Origin of the sequence: Pseudomonas sp. NFR02 (assembly GCF_900119375.1) — a bacterium.
In the GTDB taxonomy this organism is placed as follows: domain Bacteria; phylum Pseudomonadota; class Gammaproteobacteria; order Pseudomonadales; family Pseudomonadaceae; genus Aquipseudomonas; species Aquipseudomonas paracarnis.
On record NZ_FPJJ01000002.1, the window covers coordinates 910,909 to 933,850 of the forward strand.

The 22,942-nt window shown below is 60.7% G+C and carries 21 protein-coding genes; 10 read left to right on the forward strand and 11 right to left on the reverse strand.

Annotation, left to right across the window (positions count from 1 at the left end; translation table 11 throughout):
* Positions 1–3,450, reverse strand: a complete 3,450-nt coding sequence (mfd, locus tag BT199_RS09970) for a transcription-repair coupling factor (RefSeq protein ID WP_072434382.1) — start codon at positions 3,448–3,450, stop codon at positions 1–3.
* A gap of 340 nt (positions 3,451–3,790) precedes the next feature.
* Here mfd and BT199_RS09975 point away from each other — a divergent pair, with 340 nt between their 5' ends.
* The gene (locus tag BT199_RS09975) at positions 3,791–5,254 is read left to right on the forward strand and encodes a glyceraldehyde-3-phosphate dehydrogenase (protein ID WP_032873405.1); all 1,464 of its coding nucleotides are present in this window, start codon (positions 3,791–3,793) and stop codon (positions 5,252–5,254) included.
* Between the two features lie 171 nt (positions 5,255–5,425).
* On the opposite strand, the gene BT199_RS09980 is transcribed toward BT199_RS09975, so the two are convergent.
* Positions 5,426–5,959 (reverse strand): chalcone isomerase family protein, encoded by a 534-nt coding sequence (locus BT199_RS09980; RefSeq protein ID WP_072434383.1) that lies wholly within the window; start codon positions 5,957–5,959, stop codon positions 5,426–5,428.
* 214 nt (positions 5,960–6,173) lie between these two features.
* Here BT199_RS09980 and sthA point away from each other — a divergent pair, with 214 nt between their 5' ends.
* The gene (gene sthA / locus BT199_RS09985) at positions 6,174–7,568 is read left to right on the forward strand and encodes a Si-specific NAD(P)(+) transhydrogenase (protein WP_003189670.1); all 1,395 of its coding nucleotides are present in this window, start codon (positions 6,174–6,176) and stop codon (positions 7,566–7,568) included.
* Between the two features lie 42 nt (positions 7,569–7,610).
* Here the strand turns inward: sthA and BT199_RS09990 are convergent, their stop codons facing one another.
* Together BT199_RS09990 and BT199_RS09995 are read right to left on the reverse strand one after the other, a co-directional pair.
* Positions 7,611–8,333 (reverse strand): glycerophosphodiester phosphodiesterase, encoded by a 723-nt coding sequence (locus BT199_RS09990; protein WP_014717518.1) that lies wholly within the window; start codon positions 8,331–8,333, stop codon positions 7,611–7,613.
* Between the two features lie 44 nt (positions 8,334–8,377).
* A complete protein-coding gene (locus BT199_RS09995) occupies positions 8,378–8,956 on the reverse strand; it encodes a PilZ domain-containing protein (RefSeq protein ID WP_072434384.1) in 579 nt (192 codons plus the stop codon).
* A 94-nt stretch (positions 8,957–9,050) separates the two neighbouring features.
* Between BT199_RS09995 and BT199_RS10000 the strand changes: the two genes are divergently transcribed.
* The 3 genes from BT199_RS10000 to BT199_RS10010 are packed head-to-tail and all read left to right on the forward strand — an operon-like array spanning position 9,051 to position 12,297.
* Positions 9,051–10,301 carry a lipoprotein-releasing ABC transporter permease subunit gene (locus BT199_RS10000; RefSeq protein ID WP_072434385.1) on the forward strand — a complete coding sequence of 417 codons (1,251 nt, stop codon included), beginning with the start codon at positions 9,051–9,053 and terminating at the stop codon, positions 10,299–10,301.
* Between the two features lie 7 nt (positions 10,302–10,308).
* A complete protein-coding gene (gene lolD, locus BT199_RS10005; protein ID WP_019818240.1) occupies positions 10,309–10,992 on the forward strand; it encodes a lipoprotein-releasing ABC transporter ATP-binding protein LolD in 684 nt (227 codons plus the stop codon).
* Positions 10,993–11,052: 60 nt separating this feature from the next.
* Entirely contained in the window at positions 11,053–12,297 is a 1,245-nt protein-coding gene (locus tag BT199_RS10010; RefSeq protein ID WP_014717521.1) for a lipoprotein-releasing ABC transporter permease subunit, read from the forward strand.
* 108 nt (positions 12,298–12,405) lie between these two features.
* Here the strand turns inward: BT199_RS10010 and BT199_RS10020 are convergent, their stop codons facing one another.
* Together BT199_RS10020 and BT199_RS10025 are read right to left on the reverse strand one after the other, a co-directional pair.
* Positions 12,406–13,755 carry a heavy metal sensor histidine kinase gene (locus BT199_RS10020; RefSeq protein WP_072434387.1) on the reverse strand — a complete coding sequence of 450 codons (1,350 nt, stop codon included), beginning with the start codon at positions 13,753–13,755 and terminating at the stop codon, positions 12,406–12,408.
* Positions 13,752–14,432, reverse strand: a complete 681-nt coding sequence (locus BT199_RS10025) for a heavy metal response regulator transcription factor (protein ID WP_019818238.1) — start codon at positions 14,430–14,432, stop codon at positions 13,752–13,754. Before BT199_RS10025 ends, BT199_RS10020 begins: the two co-directional genes overlap by 4 nt.
* 156 nt (positions 14,433–14,588) lie before the next feature.
* Here BT199_RS10025 and BT199_RS10030 point away from each other — a divergent pair, with 156 nt between their 5' ends.
* Positions 14,589–15,110 (forward strand): copper-resistant cuproprotein CopI, encoded by a 522-nt coding sequence (locus tag BT199_RS10030; protein ID WP_003189683.1) that lies wholly within the window; start codon positions 14,589–14,591, stop codon positions 15,108–15,110.
* 66 nt (positions 15,111–15,176) lie between these two features.
* Entirely contained in the window at positions 15,177–16,007 is an 831-nt protein-coding gene (queF, locus tag BT199_RS10035; RefSeq protein WP_014717524.1) for an NADPH-dependent 7-cyano-7-deazaguanine reductase QueF, read from the forward strand.
* A gap of 133 nt (positions 16,008–16,140) precedes the next feature.
* Here the strand turns inward: queF and BT199_RS10040 are convergent, their stop codons facing one another.
* Together BT199_RS10040 and BT199_RS10045 are read right to left on the reverse strand one after the other, a co-directional pair.
* A complete protein-coding gene (locus tag BT199_RS10040; RefSeq protein ID WP_014717525.1) occupies positions 16,141–16,407 on the reverse strand; it encodes a DUF4404 family protein in 267 nt (88 codons plus the stop codon).
* Between the two features lie 111 nt (positions 16,408–16,518).
* Entirely contained in the window at positions 16,519–17,127 is a 609-nt protein-coding gene (locus tag BT199_RS10045; RefSeq protein ID WP_003189687.1) for an HAD superfamily inactivated hydrolase PcrP, read from the reverse strand.
* Positions 17,128–17,322: 195 nt separating this feature from the next.
* Between BT199_RS10045 and BT199_RS10050 the strand changes: the two genes are divergently transcribed.
* On the forward strand, positions 17,323–18,012 hold the full coding sequence (locus tag BT199_RS10050; protein WP_003189688.1) for an MlaA family lipoprotein: 690 nt from the start codon (positions 17,323–17,325) through the stop codon (positions 18,010–18,012).
* Positions 18,013–18,149: 137 nt separating this feature from the next.
* On the opposite strand, the gene BT199_RS10055 is transcribed toward BT199_RS10050, so the two are convergent.
* Entirely contained in the window at positions 18,150–18,446 is a 297-nt protein-coding gene (locus tag BT199_RS10055; protein ID WP_003189689.1) for a PilZ domain-containing protein, read from the reverse strand.
* A gap of 276 nt (positions 18,447–18,722) precedes the next feature.
* On the opposite strand from BT199_RS10055, the gene rssB reads away from it, so the two are divergent.
* Entirely contained in the window at positions 18,723–19,904 is a 1,182-nt protein-coding gene (gene rssB / locus BT199_RS10065; RefSeq protein WP_014717527.1) for a two-component system response regulator RssB, read from the forward strand.
* Positions 19,904–20,386 carry an anti-sigma factor antagonist RssC gene (gene rssC / locus BT199_RS10070; RefSeq protein ID WP_010212025.1) on the forward strand — a complete coding sequence of 161 codons (483 nt, stop codon included), beginning with the start codon at positions 19,904–19,906 and terminating at the stop codon, positions 20,384–20,386. Before rssB ends, rssC begins: the two co-directional genes overlap by 1 nt.
* A gap of 196 nt (positions 20,387–20,582) precedes the next feature.
* Here rssC and tal read toward each other — a convergent pair whose 3' ends face one another.
* Together tal and dusA are read right to left on the reverse strand one after the other, a co-directional pair.
* Complete coding sequence (tal, locus tag BT199_RS10075) at positions 20,583–21,509, reverse strand: transaldolase (protein WP_014717528.1); 927 nt, start codon at positions 21,507–21,509, stop codon at positions 20,583–20,585.
* Between the two features lie 403 nt (positions 21,510–21,912).
* Positions 21,913–22,899, reverse strand: coding sequence for a tRNA dihydrouridine(20/20a) synthase DusA (gene dusA, locus BT199_RS10080; protein ID WP_072434389.1), 987 nt, complete (start codon positions 22,897–22,899; stop codon positions 21,913–21,915).
* Positions 22,900–22,942: the final 43 nt, after the last annotated feature.

Below are 22,942 nucleotides of genomic sequence, written 5' to 3' on the forward strand. Positions count from 1 at the left end.
TTAAACGGATTTCGGAATGAGGCGTTCAAACAGCGCCTCCAAAGTGTTGAAGCGTTCTTCGGCGCGTTCCATCGGCACCATGAACTTGAACAGCGTAGCCCCTTCGAACTTGTAGCGGTTGGGCTGGCCCTGGATCAGCTTGATCAGCACCAACGGGTCAACCGGCGTCTGCGCTTCGAATTCGATACGCCCGCCTTGCGGCCCGGCGTCGACTTTCTTGATGCCCAACTGCTCGGCCTGCAACTTGAGCAGGGTCAGGCGCACCAGGTTTTTGGTCGGTTCAGGCAGCAGGCCGAAACGGTCGATCATCTCTACCTGCAAGTCCTTGAGGCCTTCTTCGTCGGCCGCCGAGGCAATGCGCTTGTACAGGATCAACCGTGCATGCACATCCGGCAGGTAGTCTTCGGGAATCAACGCCGGCAAGCGCAGGTTGATCTCCGGGCCGCCGCCCAAGGGTTGGTCGAGGTTCGGTTGTTCGCCTTTGCGGATGGCTTTTACCGCGCGTTCGAGCATCTCCATATACAGCGTGAAACCCACCGCCTGGATCTGCCCGCTCTGGCCGTCGCCGAGCAATTCACCGGCACCCCGGATTTCCAGGTCATTGGTGGCCAATACAAAGCCGGCCCCGAGGTCTTGGGTATTGGCGATCGCTTCCAGGCGTTTTTCCGCATCGGAAGTGATCTGCTGGCGCGGCGGTGTGAGCAGGTAGGCATAGGCCTGGTGGTGACTGCGCCCGACGCGACCGCGCAATTGGTGCAGCTGCGCCAGGCCGAACTTGTCGGCACGCTCGATGATGATGGTGTTGGCGCTCGGCACGTCGATGCCGGTCTCGATGATGGTCGAGGCGATCAGCACGTTGAAGCGCTTGTGGTAGAAGTCGCTCATCACCTGTTCGAGTTCGCGCTCGCGCATCTGCCCGTGGCCGATGGCGATACGGGCCTCAGGTACCAGTTCGGCGAGGTCGGCGGCGCACTTCTCGATGGTTTTCACATCGTTGTGCAGGTAATACACCTGGCCGCCGCGCAGCAGTTCGCGCAGCAGGGCTTCCTTGACCGTGCTCTTGTTCTGCTCCATCACAAAGGTGCGCACCGACAAACGACGCGCCGGAGGCGTGGCGATGATCGACAGGTCGCGCATACCCGACACCGCCATGTTCAGCGTGCGCGGAATTGGCGTGGCGGTGAGGGTGAGGATATCGACTTCACTGCGCAGGGCCTTGAGCTGTTCTTTCTGGCGCACGCCAAAGCGGTGTTCTTCGTCGATGATCACCAGGCCCAGGTTCTTGATCTTCACATCGTCCGACAGCAGCTTGTGCGTACCGATGACGATGTCGATCTTGCCCTCGGCCAGGTCGGCAACGGCGGCGTTCACTTCCTTGGCGGACTTGAAGCGGCTCATCACCTCCACGGTCACGGGCCAGTCGGCAAAGCGGTCGCGGAAACTGTTGTAGTGCTGCTGGGCGAGCAGGGTGGTCGGCACCAGGATCGCCACCTGGCGACCGCCGTGTACCGCAATAAAGGCTGCACGCATGGCCACTTCGGTCTTGCCGAAGCCCACGTCGCCGCACACCAGGCGGTCCATCGGCTTGGGCGCGAGCATGTCGGCGCGCACCGCTTCGATGGTGGTTTGCTGGTCCGGGGTTTCTTCGAACGCGAAGCCAGCGCTGAAGGTGGCGTAATCGGCTTTGGGGTCAGCGAAGGCATAACCTTCGCGGGCAGCACGGCGGGCATAGATGTCGAGCAGTTCGGCGGCCACGTCGCGCACCTGTTCGGCGGCCTTGCGCTTGGCTTTCTGCCAGGTCTCGGAGCCCAATCGATGCAACGGCGCCAAGGCGTCGTCGCTGCCGGTGTAGCGGGCGATCAGGTGCAGGTTGGCCACCGGCACGTAGAGCTTGGCGCCCTCGGCGTATTCCAGGGTGAGGAATTCGGCGGCCTGGTTGTCGATCTCCAGGGTCTGCAGGCCCAGGTAGCGGCCCACGCCATGGTCGATATGCACCACCGGCGCGCCTTCGCGCAGCTCGGTGAGGTTCTTGATCACCGCGTCGTTGTTGGCATCGGCGCGTTTTTCCCGGCGACGGCGTTGCATCACGCGCTGGCCGAACAGCGGGCTTTCGGCGATCAAGGCCAGCGCCGGGTCATCCAACCGCAGCCCTTCGTCCAGCGGCGCGATGGTGATCGCCAGGCGCTCTTTGCTGGCGACAAAGTCAGGCCAGCTGTCGACGGTTTTCGGCCGCAACTTCAGGCGTTCCAACAGCTCTAGCAACACTTCGCGACGCCCGGCGGATTCGGCGGTAAACAGCACGCGGCCCGGGAAGTCGCCGAGGAAGTTCGACAGCGCCTCCAGCGGTTGCGTGGCTTTGGCCTGGATCGCCAAATCGGGCAACGCGCTCGCCGGGAAACGCTCCCGGCCACTGCCGGCGTCCACGTCCTGCTGGCTGGCTACTACACGCGGCCAGTTTTTCAGGCGCGCGAAGCAGTCTTCAACTGGCAGGAACAGTTCAGCGGGCGGCAATAAAGGCCGGGATGGATCGACGCGACGTTCTTCGTAGCGGTTGCGCACATCGTTCCAGAAGTTTTCCGCCGCCTGTTCGATACCCGGCAGCGAGAACACCTGGGTGTCCTGGGGCAGGTAGTCGAAGAGGGTGGAGGTCTCGTCGAAGAACAACGGCAGGTAGTACTCGATACCGGCAGGTGTAATCCCGCTGCTCAAGTCCTGGAAGATCGGGCAGCGACGGAAATCCACATCGAAGCGCTCACGAAAGCGCGCCTTGAAGCGTGTTACCGCGTCTTTTTGCAGCGGAAACTCCCGCGCCGGCAGCAGCTTGATCGAGTCGACCTTGTCGATAGAACGCTGGTTCTCCGGGTCGAAGGTGCGCAGCGTCTCGATTTCGTCATCGAACAGGTCGATGCGGTACGGCAGCTTGCTGCCCATCGGGAACAGGTCGATCAAGGCGCCGCGCACCGCAAACTCACCGTGCTCGTACACCGTGTCGACGCAGCGGTAGCCGCTGGCTTCCAGGCGCGTGCGCATCTGCTCGACGTCGAGCTTCTGGCCCACGTCCAGCACCAGGCTGCTGCCGAGCAGGAACTTGGTCGGCGCCAGGCGGTGCAGGGCGGTGGTGATCGGCACCACCAGCACGCCGTGGGCCAGTTCCGGCAAGCGGTACAGGCTGGCGATGCGCTGGGAGATGATGTCCTGGTGCGGCGAGAACAGATCGTAAGGCAGGGTTTCCCAGTCGGGAAAATGCAGCACCGGCAAATCCGGGGCGAAGAAGCTCAGCTCCTGCTCCAACCGTTCGGCACTTTGGCTGTCGGCGGTGAGCAGCAGGGTAAAGCGCTTGGCTGCGCTGGCAGCCTCGGCAATGGCCAGGCTCAGGGCGGCACCGGGCAGGTTGCCCCAGTACTGTTTACCTGCCGCGGCAGGGAGTAGCGGTAGACGCAGAACGGGCACGGAAGGTTGAGCTCCAAGCGTTGCGACAAAGTCGGTAATTGTAACGGCCCCAGGTGCCGCCTGTCAGTTGCTGACTGTGCCTATTACGGTTTGTAGGAAATGTAGTGGCTAAGACAAACAATGGCGGGTTTTGACTCAATATGTAGTGCCAAAATGCGCGAATGTTTAGGAGGGTTACGGACAAGTCGGCCTGCTCACCAAACTAGTGGCCTTCTGGAACCCGCGTGTTTCCTGGGCTGTAGCGCGGTGGTATTTTTTTGCAAGGGCTTTTTGTTGCCCTTCGCGCATTGCTCAACGCTCAGTCGGGCGACATAATGTAGCCCCTTTTTTCTGCCCCTACATGTGGAAGGTTCCCGTGACTCAGAAGCCCGACCAGTGTCTTGGTGAATGGATCGACCGTGAAGCACTCGCTGAAGCGATGATTCCGCTTATCGGTCAGCTGTACCGCAATAACAATGTGGTGAGCTCGATCTATGGCCGCAGCCTGATCAACCAGTCTGTCATCGCGATTCTCAAAGCGCACCGCTTTGCGCGCCATCGCTCCGCCGACGACAGCGAACTCTCCGTCCACGAAACATTCCCACTGCTCAAAGCCATGAGCGAGCTCAAGCTCGGCGCGGCTTCGGTAGACCTGGGCAAGTTGGCCTACAAATTCCGCAAAGAAGGCGCTGGCCGCACCGCCGAGCAGTTCGTGCGTGAAGAAATGGCCGATGTGGTTGGCCAGCAAAACGCTGCCGCCCGTAAAGGCACCGACGTGGTGCTGTACGGCTTTGGCCGTATCGGCCGCCTGCTGGCGCGCATCCTGATCGAGAAAACCGGTGGCGGCGACGGCCTGCGCCTGCGTGCCATCGTGGTGCGCAAAGGCGCCGAGAACGACCTGACCAAGCGCGCCAGCCTGCTGCGTCGCGACTCGGTACACGGCTCGTTCAACGGCACCATCACCATTGACGAAGAAAACAACACCATCACCGCCAACGGTAACCTGATCCAGGTGATCTACGCGAAGAACCCGACTGAGGTGGATTACACCCAGTACGGCATCCAGAACGCCCTGCTGGTGGACAACACCGGCGTATGGCGTGATGCCGAGGGCCTGGGCCAGCACCTGGCTTGCCCGGGTGTTGACCGCGTTGTGCTGACCGCGCCTGGCAAAGGCAAGCTCAAGAACATCGTGCACGGCATCAACCACGCTGAAATCACCGCTGACGACAAGATCGTGTCCGCCGCGTCCTGCACCACCAACGCCATCGTGCCGGTGCTCAAGGCGGTGAATGACAAGTTCGGCATCGTTAACGGCCACGTTGAAACCGTTCACTCGTACACCAACGACCAGAACCTGATCGACAACTTCCACAAGGGCGATCGCCGTGGCCGTAGCGCCGCGTTGAACATGGTGATCACCGAGACCGGTGCTGCCACCGCTGCTGCCAAGGCCCTGCCTGAACTGGCCGGCAAGCTGACCGGTAACGCGATCCGCGTACCGACGCCGAACGTGTCGATGGCCATTCTCAACCTCAACCTTGAGAAAGCCGCCACCCGTGAAGAGATGAACGAGTACCTGCGCTACATGGCGCTGCACTCCGACCTGCATAAGCAGATCGACTTCGTCAATTCTCAGGAAGTGGTCTCCACCGACTTCGTTGGCTCGCGCCACGCCGGTGTGGTGGACGCCGAAGCGACCATCACCCAGGACAACCGTGTTGTGCTGTACGTGTGGTACGACAACGAGTTCGGCTACAGCTGCCAGGTGGTTCGCGTGATGGAAGACATGGCTGGGGTCAACCCGCCTGCGTTTCCGCGCTAAGCCTGTGCGCTGAATGAGAAAGCCCCGACTGGTTCGGGGCTTTTTTATGCCTGTGGTTTTTGTGGTGGCTGGGAGGGCCTTATCGCAGGCAAGCCAGTTCCCACAGTTGAACTGCATTTACCTGTGGGAGCTGGCTTGCCTGCGATGACGATGGAACCGTCAACGCCGCCATCACTTGAGTAGCGTGTTGCGCAAACTGCCCGACAGCCCTTTGGGCCCGAGCCAGATACCCAGGTAGGCCTTCGCTAATTCAGCGTCCGGACTGCTGAACACCACCTGGCCATTAATCTCCAGATTCAACCCGCGCCCCGGACGAAAATCCAGGGCATAGCGATCACCGCTGCGAATATCCCGAAAGCGCGCGTGCAGCTTGGCTATCTCTGGGTTCAACCCGGCATTGGCTTGCTGGCGCTCCAAGGTGACGGTGGCCGCCTTGATCACATCATCGCGATCAATGTCGCGAAAGTAATACAGCGCCAGGCGCACAGCCTTCTGCTGGTCCCAAGCCTGCTTTGCCGGCAGGTCAGCGGGTGCATACAGCGCCGCGGCATACACATCCGCCCAGAGATAGTTGAACACCGCCTGGTTTTTCAGGGCCAGCCCCGCAACCTTTGCGGGGAAGCTTGCCTGCTTGAGCCGCTGTGCATCGTTGGCGTACGCCGTGAGCGACACCATCAGCATCAAACAGAAAAATAGTTGTCGCATAATGGCTCATCCTGAATTCGGCGCTGGTTTGCGTCCTGTAGTATGGCAACACTGGCCTACGACGCGACCAAGGGTTAATGTTCGCGGCGCTCGGCCTTCTATAGACTGTGCCCCGGTTCACACACTTGAGCCAAATTGTCCTTCATGCACGCTGGCCGCGGCATGATTTAGCCCGGCGTCCAACCGTACGCCTGGCCTGTTCTGAGGAGTACGCATGGCTGTCTACAACTACGACGTGGTGGTACTGGGTTCCGGCCCAGCTGGAGAAGGTGCGGCGATGAACGCTGCCAAAGCAGGGCGCAAGGTGGCGATGGTCGATAGCCGTCGCCAGGTCGGCGGTAACTGCACCCACCTGGGTACCATCCCGTCCAAGGCATTGCGTCACTCGGTACGGCAGATCATGCAGTTCAATACCAATCCGATGTTTCGGGCCATTGGTGAGCCGCGCTGGTTCTCCTTCCCGGACGTACTGAAAAGCGCTGAAAAAGTCATCTCCAAGCAAGTCGCCTCGCGTACCGGCTACTACGCCCGTAACCGCGTCGACCTGTTCTTCGGCACCGGCAGTTTTGCCGATGAGCAAACCGTCGAAGTGGTCTGCGCCAATGGCGTGGTCGAGAAGCTGGTGGCCAAGCACATCATCATCGCCACCGGTTCGCGCCCGTATCGCCCAGCGGACATCGATTTCCACCACCCGCGTATCTACGATAGCGACACCATCCTGAGCCTGGGCCATACCCCGCGCAAACTGATCATCTACGGCGCCGGCGTGATCGGCTGTGAATACGCCTCGATCTTCAGTGGCCTGGGTGTACTGGTCGAGCTGGTGGACAACCGCGACCAGTTGCTCAGCTTCCTCGACTCGGAAATCTCCCAGGCGTTGAGCTACCACTTCAGCAACAACAACATCACCGTGCGCCATAACGAAGAGTACGAGCGGGTCGAAGGCCTGGACAACGGGGTGATCCTGCACCTCAAGTCCGGCAAGAAGATCAAGGCCGACGCCTTGCTGTGGTGCAACGGCCGTACCGGCAACACCGACAAGCTGGGCATGGAAAACATCGGGGTCAAGGTGAACAGCCGTGGCCAGATCGAAGTGGATGAGAACTACCGCACCTGCGTGCCGAACATCTACGGCGCCGGTGACGTGATCGGCTGGCCAAGCCTGGCCAGTGCCGCCCATGACCAGGGCCGCTCGGCCGCTGGCAGCATTGTCGACAACGGCAGCTGGCGCTACGTGAACGACGTGCCGACCGGGATCTACACGATTCCCGAGATCAGCTCGATCGGCAAGAATGAGCACGAACTGACCAAGGCCAAGGTGCCTTACGAAGTGGGCAAGGCGTTCTTCAAGAGCATGGCGCGTGCGCAGATTGCCGGTGAGCCGCAAGGCATGCTGAAAATCCTGTTCCACCGCGAAACCCTGGAAGTACTCGGCGTGCATTGCTTCGGCTACCAGGCCTCGGAGATCGTGCACATCGGCCAGGCGATCATGAACCAGCCAGGTGAGCAAAATACCCTCAAGTATTTCGTCAACACCACCTTCAACTACCCGACCATGGCCGAAGCCTATCGGGTAGCGGCCTACGACGGCCTCAACCGGCTTTTTTGAGCGGCTCCGGCCGGTGGCCTGAGCCGGCCGGGGAGACCGATTTCAGTAATTCTCGAGGGTGGCAGTGGCCAAACCGGGAAAGTCTGTAATCAGGCTATCTACGCCGAAGTCGGCGAGCCTGCGCATCAGCGCAGGTTCGTTGACTGTCCACACGGACACATGCAAGCCCTGGCGCTGGGCTTTTTCCAGCCGCTCGGGGGTGCACAGCGTCCAGTTCAATGCCAAATACTCACAGCCGTAGTTCTGCGCGACCTTCAGCGGGTCGAGCCAGGCGTATTCAGCGACCAGGCCGCGTGACAGGTCCGGGGTGAGTTCCACGGCGGCCTTGAGCACTTCCCGCGAGCTCGACGTCACCGTGACCTTGTCCATCAAGCCAAAGCGCACAGCCATTTCGCGAATCGCCAGCACAGTGGTGGCGGCACGGGTACGCGAGGCGCTTTTGACTTCCAGTTGCCAGTGATCGAAGTCGCACTGTTCGAACAGCTCCTCCAGACGTGGAATCGGGCAGGGGCTTACCCAGCCTGGGCCGCCTTTGCGTGCGTCCATCTTCACCAGGTCAGCCGCCGAGTACTCGACGACCTTGCCGCGTCGGTCGGTGGTGCGCTTGAGGGTCGGGTCGTGGATGACCATCAACTCGCCGTCCATGGACAGGTGCAAGTCCAGCTCGCAGCGGCGTACACCGTGCTTGAGGCACTCCTGAAAGCTGGTCAGGGTGTTTTCCGGTGCTTCGCCTTTGGCACCGCGGTGGCCGTAAATCAGGGTCACAGTTGCTCCTTTGCGCCAGGATGGCTGGCGTCGTGAATACGCATTCAGAGGTCTTCGCTTTGTTCTCGCGCCAGGCGGCGTTCCTGGGCCTGTTTCTGCAGGATATAGCGCGCCAGCAGTTGGCGTTGGGCATCGGTCATGGACTCGAACTCCGTGCCCACATCAAAGCCGTCGCCCTTGGGGTCGCAATGGGTCACCCGCGCGCGCAGCAACAGGCCGAGCGCCTGGGGCATCAGCACCAGCTTGACCGCCAGGTGAGTGTCGGCGGGCAGCGGTGTCGGGTGCTGGAAGTCGATGCCGCCTTCGGAGAGGATCACCGGTTGCGGCGCGCCCACCTCGTTCAGCAAACCGCGAGCCATGACCTGGCTGAGCAGATCCAGGCGTTTGTTCTGCACTTTGAGGAAGGCCGCCAGGCTGCGGTCTTTCTCGCTGATCTGGCGCAGCAGGTGCTGGGCTTCGAATTCGCTCAGATGCAGTTCGCTGAGCAGATTGAACAGCGGCGAATCATCCAGCAACACTTCCTTGCTCGCCGCGTCGGGGCCAGACAGGGGTTTGATTTGAAGTGCGATCATGTCATCGATACGGTAGTATTCGCGGCGCTCTTCTTCATCTAATGTCGACATGGCGAACCCCAGGTAACGGTAATGGTCTGAGTGTAAAGCTGCTGACCAGACCCCGCCACCGGGACGTCTTCTTTTCCTCCGAACAAGCCCCGACATGTTCAGACCTCTCTTCGTATTTATCGGCACGCGTTATACCCGTGCAAAGCGTCGCAATCATTTTGTGTCGTTCATTTCCTTGACCTCGATGATCGGTCTCGCCCTGGGCGTGGTCGTGATGATCGTGGTGCTGTCGGTGATGAACGGCTTCGATCATGAGATGCGCACCCGCGTGCTGGGCATGGTGCCCCACGCGACCATCGAGGGCGATGCGCCCATCAACGACTGGCAAAGCCTGGCCGCCAAGGTCCAGCAGAACCCCAAGGTGGTGGCGGTAGCGCCGTTTACCCAGATGCAGGGGTTGCTGACCAACGACGGCAAAGTGCAGAAGATCCTGCTCAACGGCATCGACCCTGCTCAGGAGCGCAACGTCTCGATCATCGACAAGTTCATGCTGCAAGGTAAGCTCGACGCGCTGTCGCCGGGCAGCTTTGGCATCGTTATCGGTGACAAGGCCGCGGCCAAGCTGGGCGTGGGGGTTGGCGACAAGCTGACCTTCGTCGCCCCGGAAGTCACCGTGACCCCGGCCGGCATGTTCCCGCGCATGAAGCGCTTTACCGTGGTGGGCACCTTCCACGTCGGTGCTGGCGAGATCGACGGTTACATCGGCCTGACCAACCTCACCGACCTGGCCCGCCTGCATCGCTGGCAGCCTGACCAGGTGCAGGGCCTGCGCCTGAAATTCAACGACCTGTTCGATGCGCCGCGCGGTGCCTGGGAAATTGCCCAGCACCTGGGGGAGACCGAGTACTACGCCCGCGACTGGACCCGCACCCACGGCAACCTGTACCAGGCCATCCGCATGGAAAAAGCCATGATCGGCCTGTTGTTGTTGCTGATCGTCGCCGTGGCGGCTTTCAACATCATCTCCACGCTGGTGATGGTGGTGAACGACAAGAAGGGCGACATCGCCATTCTGCGTACGTTGGGCGCCACGCCGGGGCAGATCATGGCGATCTTCATGGTGCAGGGCACCGTCATCGGCGTAGTCGGCACCTTGATCGGCACGGCGGTGGGCATTCTGGCCGCGCTGAACGTCAGCGCTGCCATTGCCCTGCTTGAAAAAGTGATCGGCCACAAGTTTCTCAACGCCGACGTCTACTTCATCGATTACTTGCCGTCCCAGGTGCAAACCCAGGACGTGCTGATGGTGGGCGGCGCTGCGTTGGTCCTGAGCTTCCTTGCCACCCTGTATCCAGCCTGGCGCGCGGCACGTACCCAGCCAGCACAGGCATTACGTTATGAGTGAATCGGGCATGAGTGAAAAAGCAATCCTGAGCTGCCGCAACCTGGGCAAATCCTACGAGGAAGGCCCGGAGTCGGTGGTGGTGCTGTCGAACCTGCAACTTGAACTGCATCCGGGCGAACGCGTGGCGATCGTTGGCAGTTCCGGTTCGGGCAAAAGTACCTTGCTGAACCTGTTGGGCGGCCTCGATACGCCGTCCCAAGGCAGCGTCTGGCTGGCCGGCGAAGAACTGTCGGCGTTGAATGAAAAGGCCCGTGGCCAACTGCGTAACCGCTCGTTGGGCTTTGTGTACCAGTTCCACCACCTGCTGCCGGAATTCACCGCCCTGGAAAACGTATGCATGCCGCTGTTGATCGGCAAGACCGCGATTCCTGAAGCGCGCCAACGGGCCACTGCCTTGCTGGAGCGTGTGGGCCTCGGCCATCGCCTGGAGCACAAGCCGGCCGAACTGTCCGGTGGTGAGCGCCAGCGTGTGGCGATTGCCCGCGCCCTGGTGAACAACCCGGGCCTGGTGATGCTCGACGAGCCGACCGGCAACCTCGACTCCCACACCGCCCAGGGCATCAAGGACTTGATGCTGGAACTGAGCACCCAGATGCGCACCGCGTTCCTGGTGGTGACCCATGACATGAGCATGGCCCGGCAGATGGACCGCGTACTGCATTTGCAGGAAGGTCATCTGGTCGCTATCTGACCTGTTGCAAGCCCGGTTTTTTGAGGTCGGGCTTTTTCATTTTTCCAACGGTGCCCGCGAATGTTCAGACCGTTATCGATTTTTATCGGCACGCGCTATACCCGCGCCAAGCGCCGCAACCGTTTTGTCTCGTTTATCTCGATGACCTCGATGATCGGCCTCGCCCTGGGCGTATTGGCGATGATCGTGGTGCTTTCGGTGATGAACGGCTTTCAGCGTGAAATGAGCTCGCGCATCCTCGGCATGGTGCCCCACGCCACCATCGTCGGCGTAAAGCCGATTGATGATTGGCAGCCGGTGGCCGCCGCCGCGATGAAGAATCCGCAAGTCACCGCCGCTGTGCCCTTCACCCAGATGGATGGCATGTTTTCCTATAAGGGCGCGATGCAGCCGATCGAGATCAGTGGCGTCGACCCGGCCCAGGAAGGCAAGGTGTCGATCGTGGCCCAGCACATCGTGCGCGGCAAACTCGACGACCTCAAACCCGGCGAGTTCGGTGTGGTGGTCGGTGATATCACTGCGCGGCGTTTTCGCCTGAACGTGGGCGACAAGCTGACCCTGATCGTGCCGGAGCTCAGCAGCGCCCCGGGCGGTATCACCCCGCGCATGCAGCGCCTGAATGTGGTGGGCATCTTCAAGGTCGGCGCCGAGCTGGATGGCTCCATGGCCCTGATCCACATGGCCGACGCCGCTGAAATCCAGCATTGGCAGCCCAACCAGGTACAAAGCGTGCGCCTGGCGGTAAAGGACTTGTACGCAGCGCCCAAAGTCTCGGCAGATATCGCCGCCAGCCTGGGCGCGGCTTACAAGCCGGATGACTGGACCCACACCCAGGGCAGCCTGTTCAGCGCGATGAAAATGGAAAAGACCATGATCGGCCTGCTGTTGCTGATGATCGTCGCCGTGGCCGCGTTCAACATCATCGCCACCTTGATCATGGTGGTGAACGACAAAGGCGCGGATATCGCGATCCTGCGTACCATCGGCGCCACACCTCGGCAGATCATGGCGATCTTCATGGTGCAGGGCACCGTGATTGGCGTGGTCGGCACCTTGATCGGCGGCGTGCTGGGGGTGATTGCGGCGCTGAACGTGAGTGAGCTGGTGGGCTGGCTGGAGCGGGTGAGCGGGCAGCATATCTTCAGCTCGGATGTGTACTTTGTCAGCAACCTGCCTTCGGAGCTGCAAGGTGGGGATGTGTTGCTGATCTGCTCGGCGGGGTTTGTGTTGAGCTTCTTGGCGACGATTTACCCGGCGTATCGGGCGGCGAAGATTGAGCCGGCGCACGCCCTCAGGTATTCGTAACCTGCTCGTTCCCACGCTCTGCGTGGGAATGCCTCACCGGACGCTCCGCGTCCGCTGTTGGGACGCACAGCGTCCCGGAATGCATTCCCACGCAGAGCGTGGGAACGATCAGCAGTCGCCCTTGGGCAACTCAATCACAAACCTGGTCCAGCCCGCCTGCGACTCACAATAAATCCTCCCGCCATGCGCCCGCACAATCGACTGGGTAATCGCCAACCCCAGGCCCGCATGTTCACTGCTACCTGCACGCCTCGACGGATCGGCTCGGTAGAACCGGTCAAACAGCCGCGGCAATAACGGCGCAGGAATACCTTCCCCGTTGTTCTCAACCGTCAGTGTCACGCCACTCTCGATCCGCACCCGCACTTCACCGCCCGGTGGGGCAAACCGCAGCGCGTTATCCAGCAGATTCGACAAGGCCCGGCGCAACATACCGCGATCGCCCATCGTCTGGGCGGTGCCTTCGCGCACCAGCGTCACCTGTGCGTCCTCCGCCAGCAGGGTAAAGAACTCCAACAGTGCGTCGACCTCATCGCCCAAATCCAGAGCTTCTCGGCTGGGCATCAGCAAGCCGTGGTCAGCTTTGGCCAGGTACAGCATGTCGTTGACCAGTTGCGCCATCCATTGCAGCTCTTCCAGATTGCTGTGCAGCGCCTCGCGGTAATCCTCCAGTGGGCGCGGTTGGGTGAGGGTGACTTGGGTCTGGGTCAGCAGGTTGGACAGCGGTGTGCGCAGTTCGTGGGCGATATCTGCGCTGAAGGCAGACAGGCGCTGGAACGCGTCATCCAGGCGCGCCAGCATGGCGTTGACGGCTTGGGCCAGTTCCGCGAGCTCCACCGGCATTTGTTCTTGGGGTAAGCGTTGCGTGAGGGAGTGGGCGGAGACGCTGGCAGCCACTTCGCCCATGCGCCGCAGCGGTCGCAAGCCACTGCGCGCAGCCCAGGCGCCGAGCAGGGCAGTGGCCAGGGCCGAGAGGCCGACGGTCAGCCAGATCAAGCGTTGCATGCGTTGCAGAAAGTGCTGGTGGTGGGTGATGTCGAGGATCAGGGTCAGTTGTGGCGAATCCAGTTGGCTGGGCGTCAAGGGCGCGATGAATACGCGGTAGTCGGTGCCTGCGTATTGCAGGCTGTGCAGGCCGGGCGCTTGGGGCAAGGGAAGGTGTGGCGCGCCGTCCAGCCAACGTTGCCCAGCTCCGGTGATGCGCAAGGCGAGGTCGGGCTGGTGGTCGAGTTCGGCGCGCAGTTGAGGGGTTCGCCGGGCGAGGTCTTCCGGTGAGGCGACACCCTGCAAGGTGCTGCGCAGGGCCACCAGTTTGCTTTCGAGCTGTTGCTGGTCCAGCTCCATGAAATGCGCCTCGCTGGCCCGGTTGAACAACACCCCGGCGATCAACGAGACCACCGCCGTGCAGGCGGCAAACAGCAGCGCCAGGCGGCTGGTCAGGGACAGGCGCTTGATCACGTGAACCGTTCCTCCAGCACGTAACCCATGCCGCGCACGGTGTGGATCAGCTTATTGGGGAAATTGTCGTCGACTTTCAGGCGCAGGCGGCGAATGGCGACTTCGATGATGTTGGTGTCGCTGTCGAAATTCATGTCCCACACCTGGGAGGCGATCAGCGTCTTGGGCAGCACTTCGCCCTGGCGGCGTAGCAGCAGCTCCAGCAAGGCGAACTCCTTGGCGGTGAGGTCGATGCGCTGGCCGCTGCGCTCGACGCGCCGGCGGATCAAGTCCAGGCTCAGGTCGGCCAGTTGCAGCGTGGTCTCCTGCGGCATGCTGCTGCCACGGCGCAACAAGGTGCGCACCCGCGCCAGCAGTTCGGAAAACGCGAAGGGTTTGACCAGGTAATCGTCGGCGCCCAGCTCCAGGCCATGTACTCGGTCTTCTACGGCATCGCGAGCGGTGAGGAACAGCACCGGGATGTCCAGGCCGGCACTGCGCACCGCCTGCAGGATTTGCCAGCCATCGCGGCCGGGCAGCATCACATCGAGGATCAACAAGTCATAGTCGCCCGTTAGCGCCAAGTGCTGGCCACTGGTGCCGTCGGCCACCAGTTCGGTGGTAAAGCCCGCTTCGGCCAGGCCCTGACGCAGGTAATGACCGGTTTTGGGTTGGTCTTCGACGATCAGCAGTTTCATGTAGGGCTCTTGGTCAAGGTGGACGCCGGCCTTTATACCCTGGGCTCCGGGGTATGGGCGCAAGCTGACAAAGTTGTAATCTAGCAGTCAGCTGGCTGGCAGCGAGGCCATCTTAAAGTGTTGCCCAAGCTGGATACCTATTTTGGAGAGTGAAAGATGGCGTTGCGTACACCCCAGTTATTGGCGGGCTGCCTGTTGGCGTTGAGTTTCAATGCACTGGCGGATGCGACTCACACCTACGCGTTCGGCCAGCCGGCCCCGGCGGATAAAGCCACGCGCACCGTTGAAGTCACGCTGCGGGACATTGCATTTGAGCCCAAATCCCTGGACGTCAAGGCCGGTGAAACCGTGCGCTTCGTGCTGGTCAACAAAGGCCAGTTGCTGCATGAGTTCAACCTGGGTGACGCGGCCATGCATGCCGCCCACCAGAAAGAGATGTTGCAGATGCAAGCCAGTGGCATGCTCACCGCCACCGGCATGGGCAAGATGGATCACAGCGCCATGGGCCACGGCGACATGGGCGGCATGAAGCACGACGATCCCAACAGTGTGTTGGTGGAGCCGGGCAAGACGGCCGAACTGACCTGGACGTTCAAGCAGGCCACAGGCCTTGAGTTCGCCTGCAACCTGCCTGGGCATTACCAGGCGGGCATGGTCGGCAAACTGACCGTTGAGTGAGGCGTTTGTTAAGGGCGGGAGCAAAGGCTGGTAGACTGGCGCGGTTTATTTAGCCAGGTTTCCGCCATGCATCCCGCAGCCGAACATTCGCCGCTGGGCAAGTCCAGTGAATACATCAGCACTTACACGCCTTCGTTGTTGTTTCCGATTCCACGCGCCGCCAAGTGGGCCGAGCTGGGCCTGAGCGCCGAGACCCTGCCGTACAAGGGCGTGGATTTCTGGAACTGCTTCGAGCTGTCCTGGCTGTTGCCCTCGGGCAAGCCAGTGGTAGCCATCGGTGAATTCAGCATTCCGGCCGACTCGCCAAACATCATCGAGTCCAAGTCGTTCAAGCTGTACCTCAACTCGCTGAACCAGACCGCGTTTGCCGATACGCAAAGCCTTGAAGCCACCCTGCGCACCGACCTCAGCGCTGCGGCCGGCAAGCCCGTGAACGTGCGCATTCGCAGCCTGGCCGACATCGAGGCAGAAGGCGTGATGGCGTTGCCGGGCGTGTGCATTGACGGCCTGGATATCAACGTCAGCAGCTACGAACACCCGCGCCCGGAACTGCTGCGTTGCGATGATTCGCGCGTGGTGGAGGAGAGCGTGCACAGCCACCTGCTCAAATCCAACTGCCCGGTGACCAGCCAGCCTGACTGGGGCAGTGTGGTGGTGGAATACCGTGGTGCGGCGCTGAATCACGCCAGCCTGCTGGAATATATCGTCAGCTTTCGCCAGCACTCGGACTTTCATGAGCAGTGTGTGGAGCGGATCTTCCTGGACTTGCAGCGCTTGCTCAAGCCGGAGAAGTTGACCGTGTATGCACGCTATGTGCGTCGGGGTGGGTTGGATATCAACCCGTATCGCAGCACTGAGAACACCCAGTTCCTGAACGTGCGCCTGGCGCGTCAGTAAGCCTTCATACAAAAAACTGTGGGAGCTGGCTTGCCTGCGATTGCGATCTTTCAGTCATTCATCAAGTGACTGACACCGCTATCGCAGGCAAGCCAGCTCCCACATTTGGTTTTGTGTTTGGCTTGGGCTCGGGTTAGATGCCGATATTGCCAAGGGTTAGCACGATATTGCGCAACGTCCCGGCAATGCCTGGATGGTCCAGTTCAAAACCTTCCACTGCCCGGTTCACATCGTCAGCGATGCTGGGCGTCTGGGTGGCCGGTTCCATTTCCAACTGGACTTCGAATTTGGCGATCAACTCTTCCAATGCTTGACGTTTCTCGGCGGGCAACTCGGGATGATTCTCCAGTTGCTCACGCACAATATCGGCCTGCTGTTGTAACTTCTCGCGATCAGGCATGACGTTCTTTCCTTTTATCGATAGGCACTGGCATAGACCGCGGCACGCCGTGAAAGGTCTACGGGCTGACCTGTAGATTAATCCACTGCGGCCAACTGTGCATGATCTCGATCAGGGCTTCTCGCCCTTGAGCTGGCGCAGGCGGATGTCGGCCAGGCAGGTGCCGAGTTCGCCGAGGTGGTCGATCACCGAATGCACACCCAGGCCATAGAGCGCCACCGTGGCCTTGCCGCGCTTGTGTTCGCGTTGCTGCTCGGTCAGCGCCTGCCATTGCTGGGGCGACAGGCCGCAGAGCGAACCGCAGGAGGCCAGGCCGATGGTCCACAAACCGGCATTCAGGCCCGATTGCAGCAGGCGCGGCTCGCCGCTGACCAGTACGCAGCCTTCCAGGCGTTCGATGTTCAACTCCATCAGGGCTTGCCAGCAAGCGTGGGGCGCGGGCCAGCGAATGGAGGAGGGCGAGGCCGCCTTGAGCCATCCAGGCAGGCCGGCGCAGAGTGGCGTGGTCACGGCGGGAGGCAGTTCGTCCAGCCAGGCGCAGGGCACGCCTTGTTCTTTGAGACTGCGCAGGATTTTCAACGCGCCTGGCGTGGCCTCGGCGTCGGCGCAAGGTGAGTCGGTGCGCGCCAGGGAACCAAAATCCACCAGGCAGCCACTCAGGCCAAATAACACGGCGGTCAATGAGGGGGCGGCGGCGACGGCAATCTCGGCGTGTGGCATCTGAACGTCCCTGAAATAGCTGCCACGCTATCGGGGCGGCATGACAAGGGGATGACACTGTCGATATTTGTAGGAATTTTGTGCATTTTCCCTAAGACGATTCTAGGTAGCTGCCTAAATCGGCACTTCCGTCATATACTGACAGCCTTATTCAGGGCATAGCGCCCATGACAGACCATTCAAGGAGCAAAAGCTATGCGCTGGAGCCAGTACTTCGCTCAGCTATCGGTGTGTGCCACCATCCTGTTGGCGCCTTTCGCTGCCCAAGCGGCCTCGGAAGATGACCCGTGGGAAAGCGTCAACCGCCCCATCTTCACCTTCAACGACACCGTTGACACCTATGCCCTCAAGCCAATCGCCCAGGGCTATCAGTTCGTCACCCCACAATTTGTGCAGGACGGCGTTCACAACTTCTTCCGCAACATCGGTGATGTCGGCAACCTGGCCAACAACGTGCTGCAACTCAAGCCGCACAATGCAGGCGTCGACACCGCCCGCTTGTTGGTCAACACCACATTTGGCGTTCTGGGCTTTATTGACGTCGGCACCAAAATGGGGCTGCAGCGCAGCGATGAAGACTTCGGCCAAACCCTCGGCTACTGGGGCGTGGGCAGCGGCCCGTACGTGATGATCCCGTTGCTGGGCCCAAGCACCTTGCGTGATGCGCCGTCCAAATACGTCGACAGCTACACCCAACCGTACCGCTACATGAACGACATCGGCTGGCGTAACAGCACCTTCGGCCTCAACGTCGTCGACGTGCGCGCCAGCCTGCTCGACAGCGAAAAGCTGATCAGCGGCGACAAGTACACCTTCATTCGTAACGCTTACCTGCAGAACCGCGAGTTCAAGGTCAAGGACGGCAAGGTCGTTGACGACTTTTAAGCCGTGACGTTTTGAAATGAAAAAGGCGACCTTTGTAAGGTCGCCTTTTTTGTGCGCGCTGATCATTCCCCACGCTCCGCGTGGGAACGCATCCCGTGACGCTCCGCGTCACCTTTGCGCAGGGGCGGGATGTTGCGTTAGCGCATTTTCAGAATCTTGAGGCCCAGATGCTGGTCATCGCCTACCGCCTTGGTCCACACCACCTCGGTATCCGCTTCAAGACCCCTGAGCGCGGCGTGCTCTGAGTCGATGCGCACGGTCAGCAGGTCACCCACCGTGAACTGGCGAGGTGCCTGCACCTGCATGCCGGAACTGGAGAGGTCCACGCAGGTACCGGCAATCTCCTGCCCGGCATGGATCAAAGACACATCGGCATCTATTCGCATGCGGATGAAATCGCGTTTTTCGGCGTAGTCGCGCTCGTGTTCGCTCACAGCATCCATCCTTACTTTGCGTTGTGGTTGTGAGGGTTCTTATAACTCCCGGTGATTTGCGGTGTAAAGACGCCCGGCGACCATCGGCATGAGCTTGAAACCCCTCACGGATGGGAGTACCGTCTGCGCCTTAGAAGGGCACCTCTGCTTTACCGTTGTGCATGGGCCAAATCCCAATGCTTTGTAGGACAGAGAGGCTAGAAAGCGAATCCAGTACGTGAGCCCGGCCATTGCCGAGCCGCCTACGCCAACCTAATTCTGGCGCCGTTTGCCCACATGCAAAAAACCAGTGCCACGCTGCTGATAATCGATGACGACGAAGTAGTGCGCGCGAGCCTCGCGGCCTACTTGGAAGACAGTGGCTTCAGCGTCCTGCAGGCCAGTAATGGCCAACAGGGTCTCCAGGTATTCGAGCGCGACAAGCCCGACCTTGTGATCTGCGACCTGCGCATGCCCCAGATGGGCGGCCTGGAGCTGATTCGCCAGGTGACCGACCTTGCCCCGCAAACGCCGGTGATTGTCGTGTCCGGTGCCGGTGTCATGAACGACGCCGTCGAAGCCCTGCGCCTGGGCGCTGCCGATTACCTGATCAAGCCCCTGGAAGACCTGGCCGTGCTGGAGCACTCGGTGCGCCGCGCCCTGGACCGTGCACGCCTGCTTTTGGAAAACCAGCGCTACCGCGAAAAGCTCGAGACCGCCAACCGCGAGCTCGAAGCCAGCCTGAACCTGCTGCAGGAAGACCAGAACGCCGGTCGCCAGGTGCAGATGAACATGCTGCCGGTGAGCCCCTGGACGATTGACGAATTCAAGTTTGCCCACCAGATCATCCCGTCGTTGTACCTGTCGGGTGATTTTGTCGACTATTTCCGCGTCGATGAGCGCCGCGTTGCGTTCTACCTGGCCGACGTTTCCGGCCACGGCGCGTCTTCGGCTTTTGTCACCGTGTTGTTGAAGTTCATGACCACACGGCTGTTGTTCGAGTCCAAGCGCAATGGCACCTTGCCGGAGTTCACCCCCTCCGAGGTGCTGGGCCACATCAACCGGGGCCTGATCAGCTGCAAGCTGGGCAAGCACGTGACGATGGTCGGCGGCGTGATCGACGAAGAAACCGGTCTTTTGACCTACAGCATTGGCGGTCACCTGCCGATGCCTGTTTTGTACACTCCTGACAGTGTGCGCTACCTGGAAGGGCGTGGCCTGCCCGTAGGCTTGTTTAACGAAGCCACCTACGAAGACCACATCCTGGAACTGCCGCCGACTTTCAGCCTGACGCTGATGTCCGACGGCATCCTGGACCTTTTGCCAGAGCCTACACTCAAAGAGAAAGAAGCCGCCTTGCCCCAAAAGGTCAAGTCGGCGGGCGGCAGCCTGGATGGCCTGCGGCAGGTTTTTGGATTGGCCACGCTAGGGGAGATGCCGGATGATATCGCCCTATTGGTGTTGAGCAGGAATCTTTGATGAGTACCGGAAGAATCCAATTCGCCGAGCAAGACGGGACCTTCGTCCTGAAATTTGTCGGTGAAGTGCGCCTGACCTTGTGTTCGGCCCTGGATGCGACGATCGAGCGGATCTTCACCGCGCTGAACTTCTCGGCGATCGTGATCGACCTGACCGAAACGCGCAGCATCGATAGCACCACCCTGGGCCTGTTGGCCAAGTTGTCCATTCTGTCGCGGCAGAAGGTCGGCCTGTTGCCGACCGTGGTCACCACCCATGAAGACATCACTCGTCTGTTGCAGTCCATGGGCTTTGACCAGGTGTTCAACATCGTTGATCGCCCCATCCCGTGCCCGGAATGCCTCACCGACCTGCCGTCCCAGGACCAGTCCGAAGAGATCGTACGGGTCAAGGTGCTGGAAGCGCACAAGATCCTGATGGGCCTCAACGAGTCCAACCGCGAAGCCTTCCACGACCTCGTCAACGCACTCGAGCGGCACTAACAGCTTCCCTGCTCAAACACACACAGTCCAATGTGGGAGCTGGCTTGCCTGCGATTGCGCAGTGTCAGTCGATGAAGTGTTGACTGGCCCCCCGCTATCGCAGGCAAGCCAGCTCCCACATAGGGCGGCGGCGACACCGACGCACAAAAAAGGGCGGCACCCTCACAGGTACCGCCCTTTTTGCTGCTATCTGCCTTTACAGCTTGGCCGACAACAACGCCTCCAGCTTCTCCTGGTCACGAGCAAACTGGCGAATCCCCTCCGCCAGCTTCTCAGTCGCCATCGCGTCCTCGTTGGACTCCCAACGGAACTGCGCTTCAGTCATATGCACACGGGCCTCACCGGCATGGCCTGGCGCCAACTTGCGCTCCAGCTTGCCTTCATCCGCCGCCAGCTTCTCCAGCAGGTCCGGGCTGATGGTCAGGCGATCACACCCGGCCAGCTCTTCGATCTGGCTGAGGTTACGGAAGCTCGCACCCATCACCACGGTCTTGTAGCCGTTAGCCTTGTAGTAGTTGTAGATGCGCGTCACCGACTGCACGCCCGGGTCTTCGGAGCCGGTGTAGTCGTTGCCGTTGGCCTTCTTGTACCAATCGTAGATACGGCCCACGAACGGCGAAATCAAAAACACACCCGCTTCAGCACAAGCCACGGCCTGGGCAAACGAGAACAGCAGCGTCAGGTTGGTCTGGATGCCTTCTTTTTCCAGCTTCTCCGCGGCGCGGATGCCTTCCCAGGTGGAGGCGATCTTGATCAGCACGCGGTCACGGCCAACCCCAGCCTTGTCGTACAGGTCGATCAGACGGTGCGCACGCTTGAGAATCGCGGCCTCGTCGAACGACAGACGCGCATCCACCTCAGTGGAAATACGGCCCGGCACGACTTTGAGAATCTCTTGACCCACCGCCACCGCAAAGCGGTCACTGGCCAGGCCCACATCGCCGTTGCAGTCCTGCACACACTCATCCAGCAGCTTGGCATAGCCAGGAATCGACGCAGCCTTGAGCAGCAGGGAAGGGTTGGTGGTCGCGTCTTGCGGCTTGAGCTTGGCGAGCGTGGAGAAATCGCCGGTATCGGCTACGACGGTGGTGAATTGCTTGAGTTGTTCCAGCTTGGAAGTCATGGGCGTGCTCTGTCCTGTGGGTCTGATGACATTACCCGAGCGCTGGCAGGCGCTCAAGGGCGCAAATGCGTTAGGTCGTTTGCGAGGGCAATAACCTGAAAACAGCCGTTTGAATTACCGGCCGTGGTGCTAACTAGGAGGCCAGAATCGCCGACAGGTTCCCCCCAACTGCTCGATGCCCTCCGATCAAACTGTGGGAGCCAACTTGAGCCTGCATGACGCCAGCCCAGCCACTGAGATTCACCTAGCCCTCATCGGTCAAACTGTGGGAGCTGGCTTGCCTGCGATGACGCCAGCCCAGCCAATGATATTCACCTGACACACATCGCTCAAAACTGTGGGAGTGGGCTTGCTCGCGAAAGCAGCCTGTCAGCCCCAAATACCACCACTGACACCCAACCCGTCACCGCCCCTCCAACAATTCCCCCGCCTGATCCAGCAACGCCAACGGATCACTCGCCTTATGAATATCCACCGACAACAACTGCCGAAACTTACGCGCTCCCGGGAAACCGGTCCCCAGCCCCAGAACATGGCGCGTAATGTGATGCATCAAGCCACCTGTCGCCAAGTGCTCGGCTATATACGGACGCAACTGCGCCAACGCCTCAGCGCGGGTGATCACAGGCGCGGTGCTGCCAAACAGCTGCTGATCCACCTCCGCCAGCAAATACGGATTGTGATAAGCCTCCCGCCCCAACATCACCCCATCAAACGTCTGCAAATGTTCCTGGCACTGCTCCAACGTCTTGATCCCACCGTTGAGATTAATCTCCAACTCCGGAAAATCCCGCTTCAACTGCGCCGCCACGTCATAACGCAACGGCGGAATGTCCCGGTTCTCCTTGGGCGACAACCCCTCCAGAATCGCAATCCGTGCATGCACGGTAAAACTGGTGCAACCGGCATCCTTCACAGTCCCGACGAAATCACACAGCTCGGCATAACTGTCCCGGCCATTGATACCGATACGGTGCTTCACCGTCACCGGGATCGACACCGCATCGCGCATGGCCTTCACACAGTCCGCCACCAGGGCAGGGTGCGCCATCAGGATCGCGCCGATCATATTGTTCTGCACCCGGTCGCTGGGGCAACCGACGTTCAGGTTCACCTCGTCGTAACCGGCGGCCTCGGCCATACGGGCGCAGGCGGCCAGATCAGCCGGAACACTGCCGCCTAATTGCAGCGCAAGCGGGTGCTCGGCTTCGTTGTGGCGCAGGAAGCGGTCGTGGTCGCCATGGAGGATAGCGCCGGTGGTGACCATCTCGGTGTAGAGCAGGGCGTGTTTGGAGAGCAGGCGTAGGAAGAACCGGCAGTGGCGGTCAGTCCAGTCCATCATGGGGGCGACGGAGAAGCGGCGGGAGAGTGGGGCGGTTTGTAGGGACATGGGGGGTCTGAGTCAGCGAGGCGAATGGGGCGCAGTTTATCAG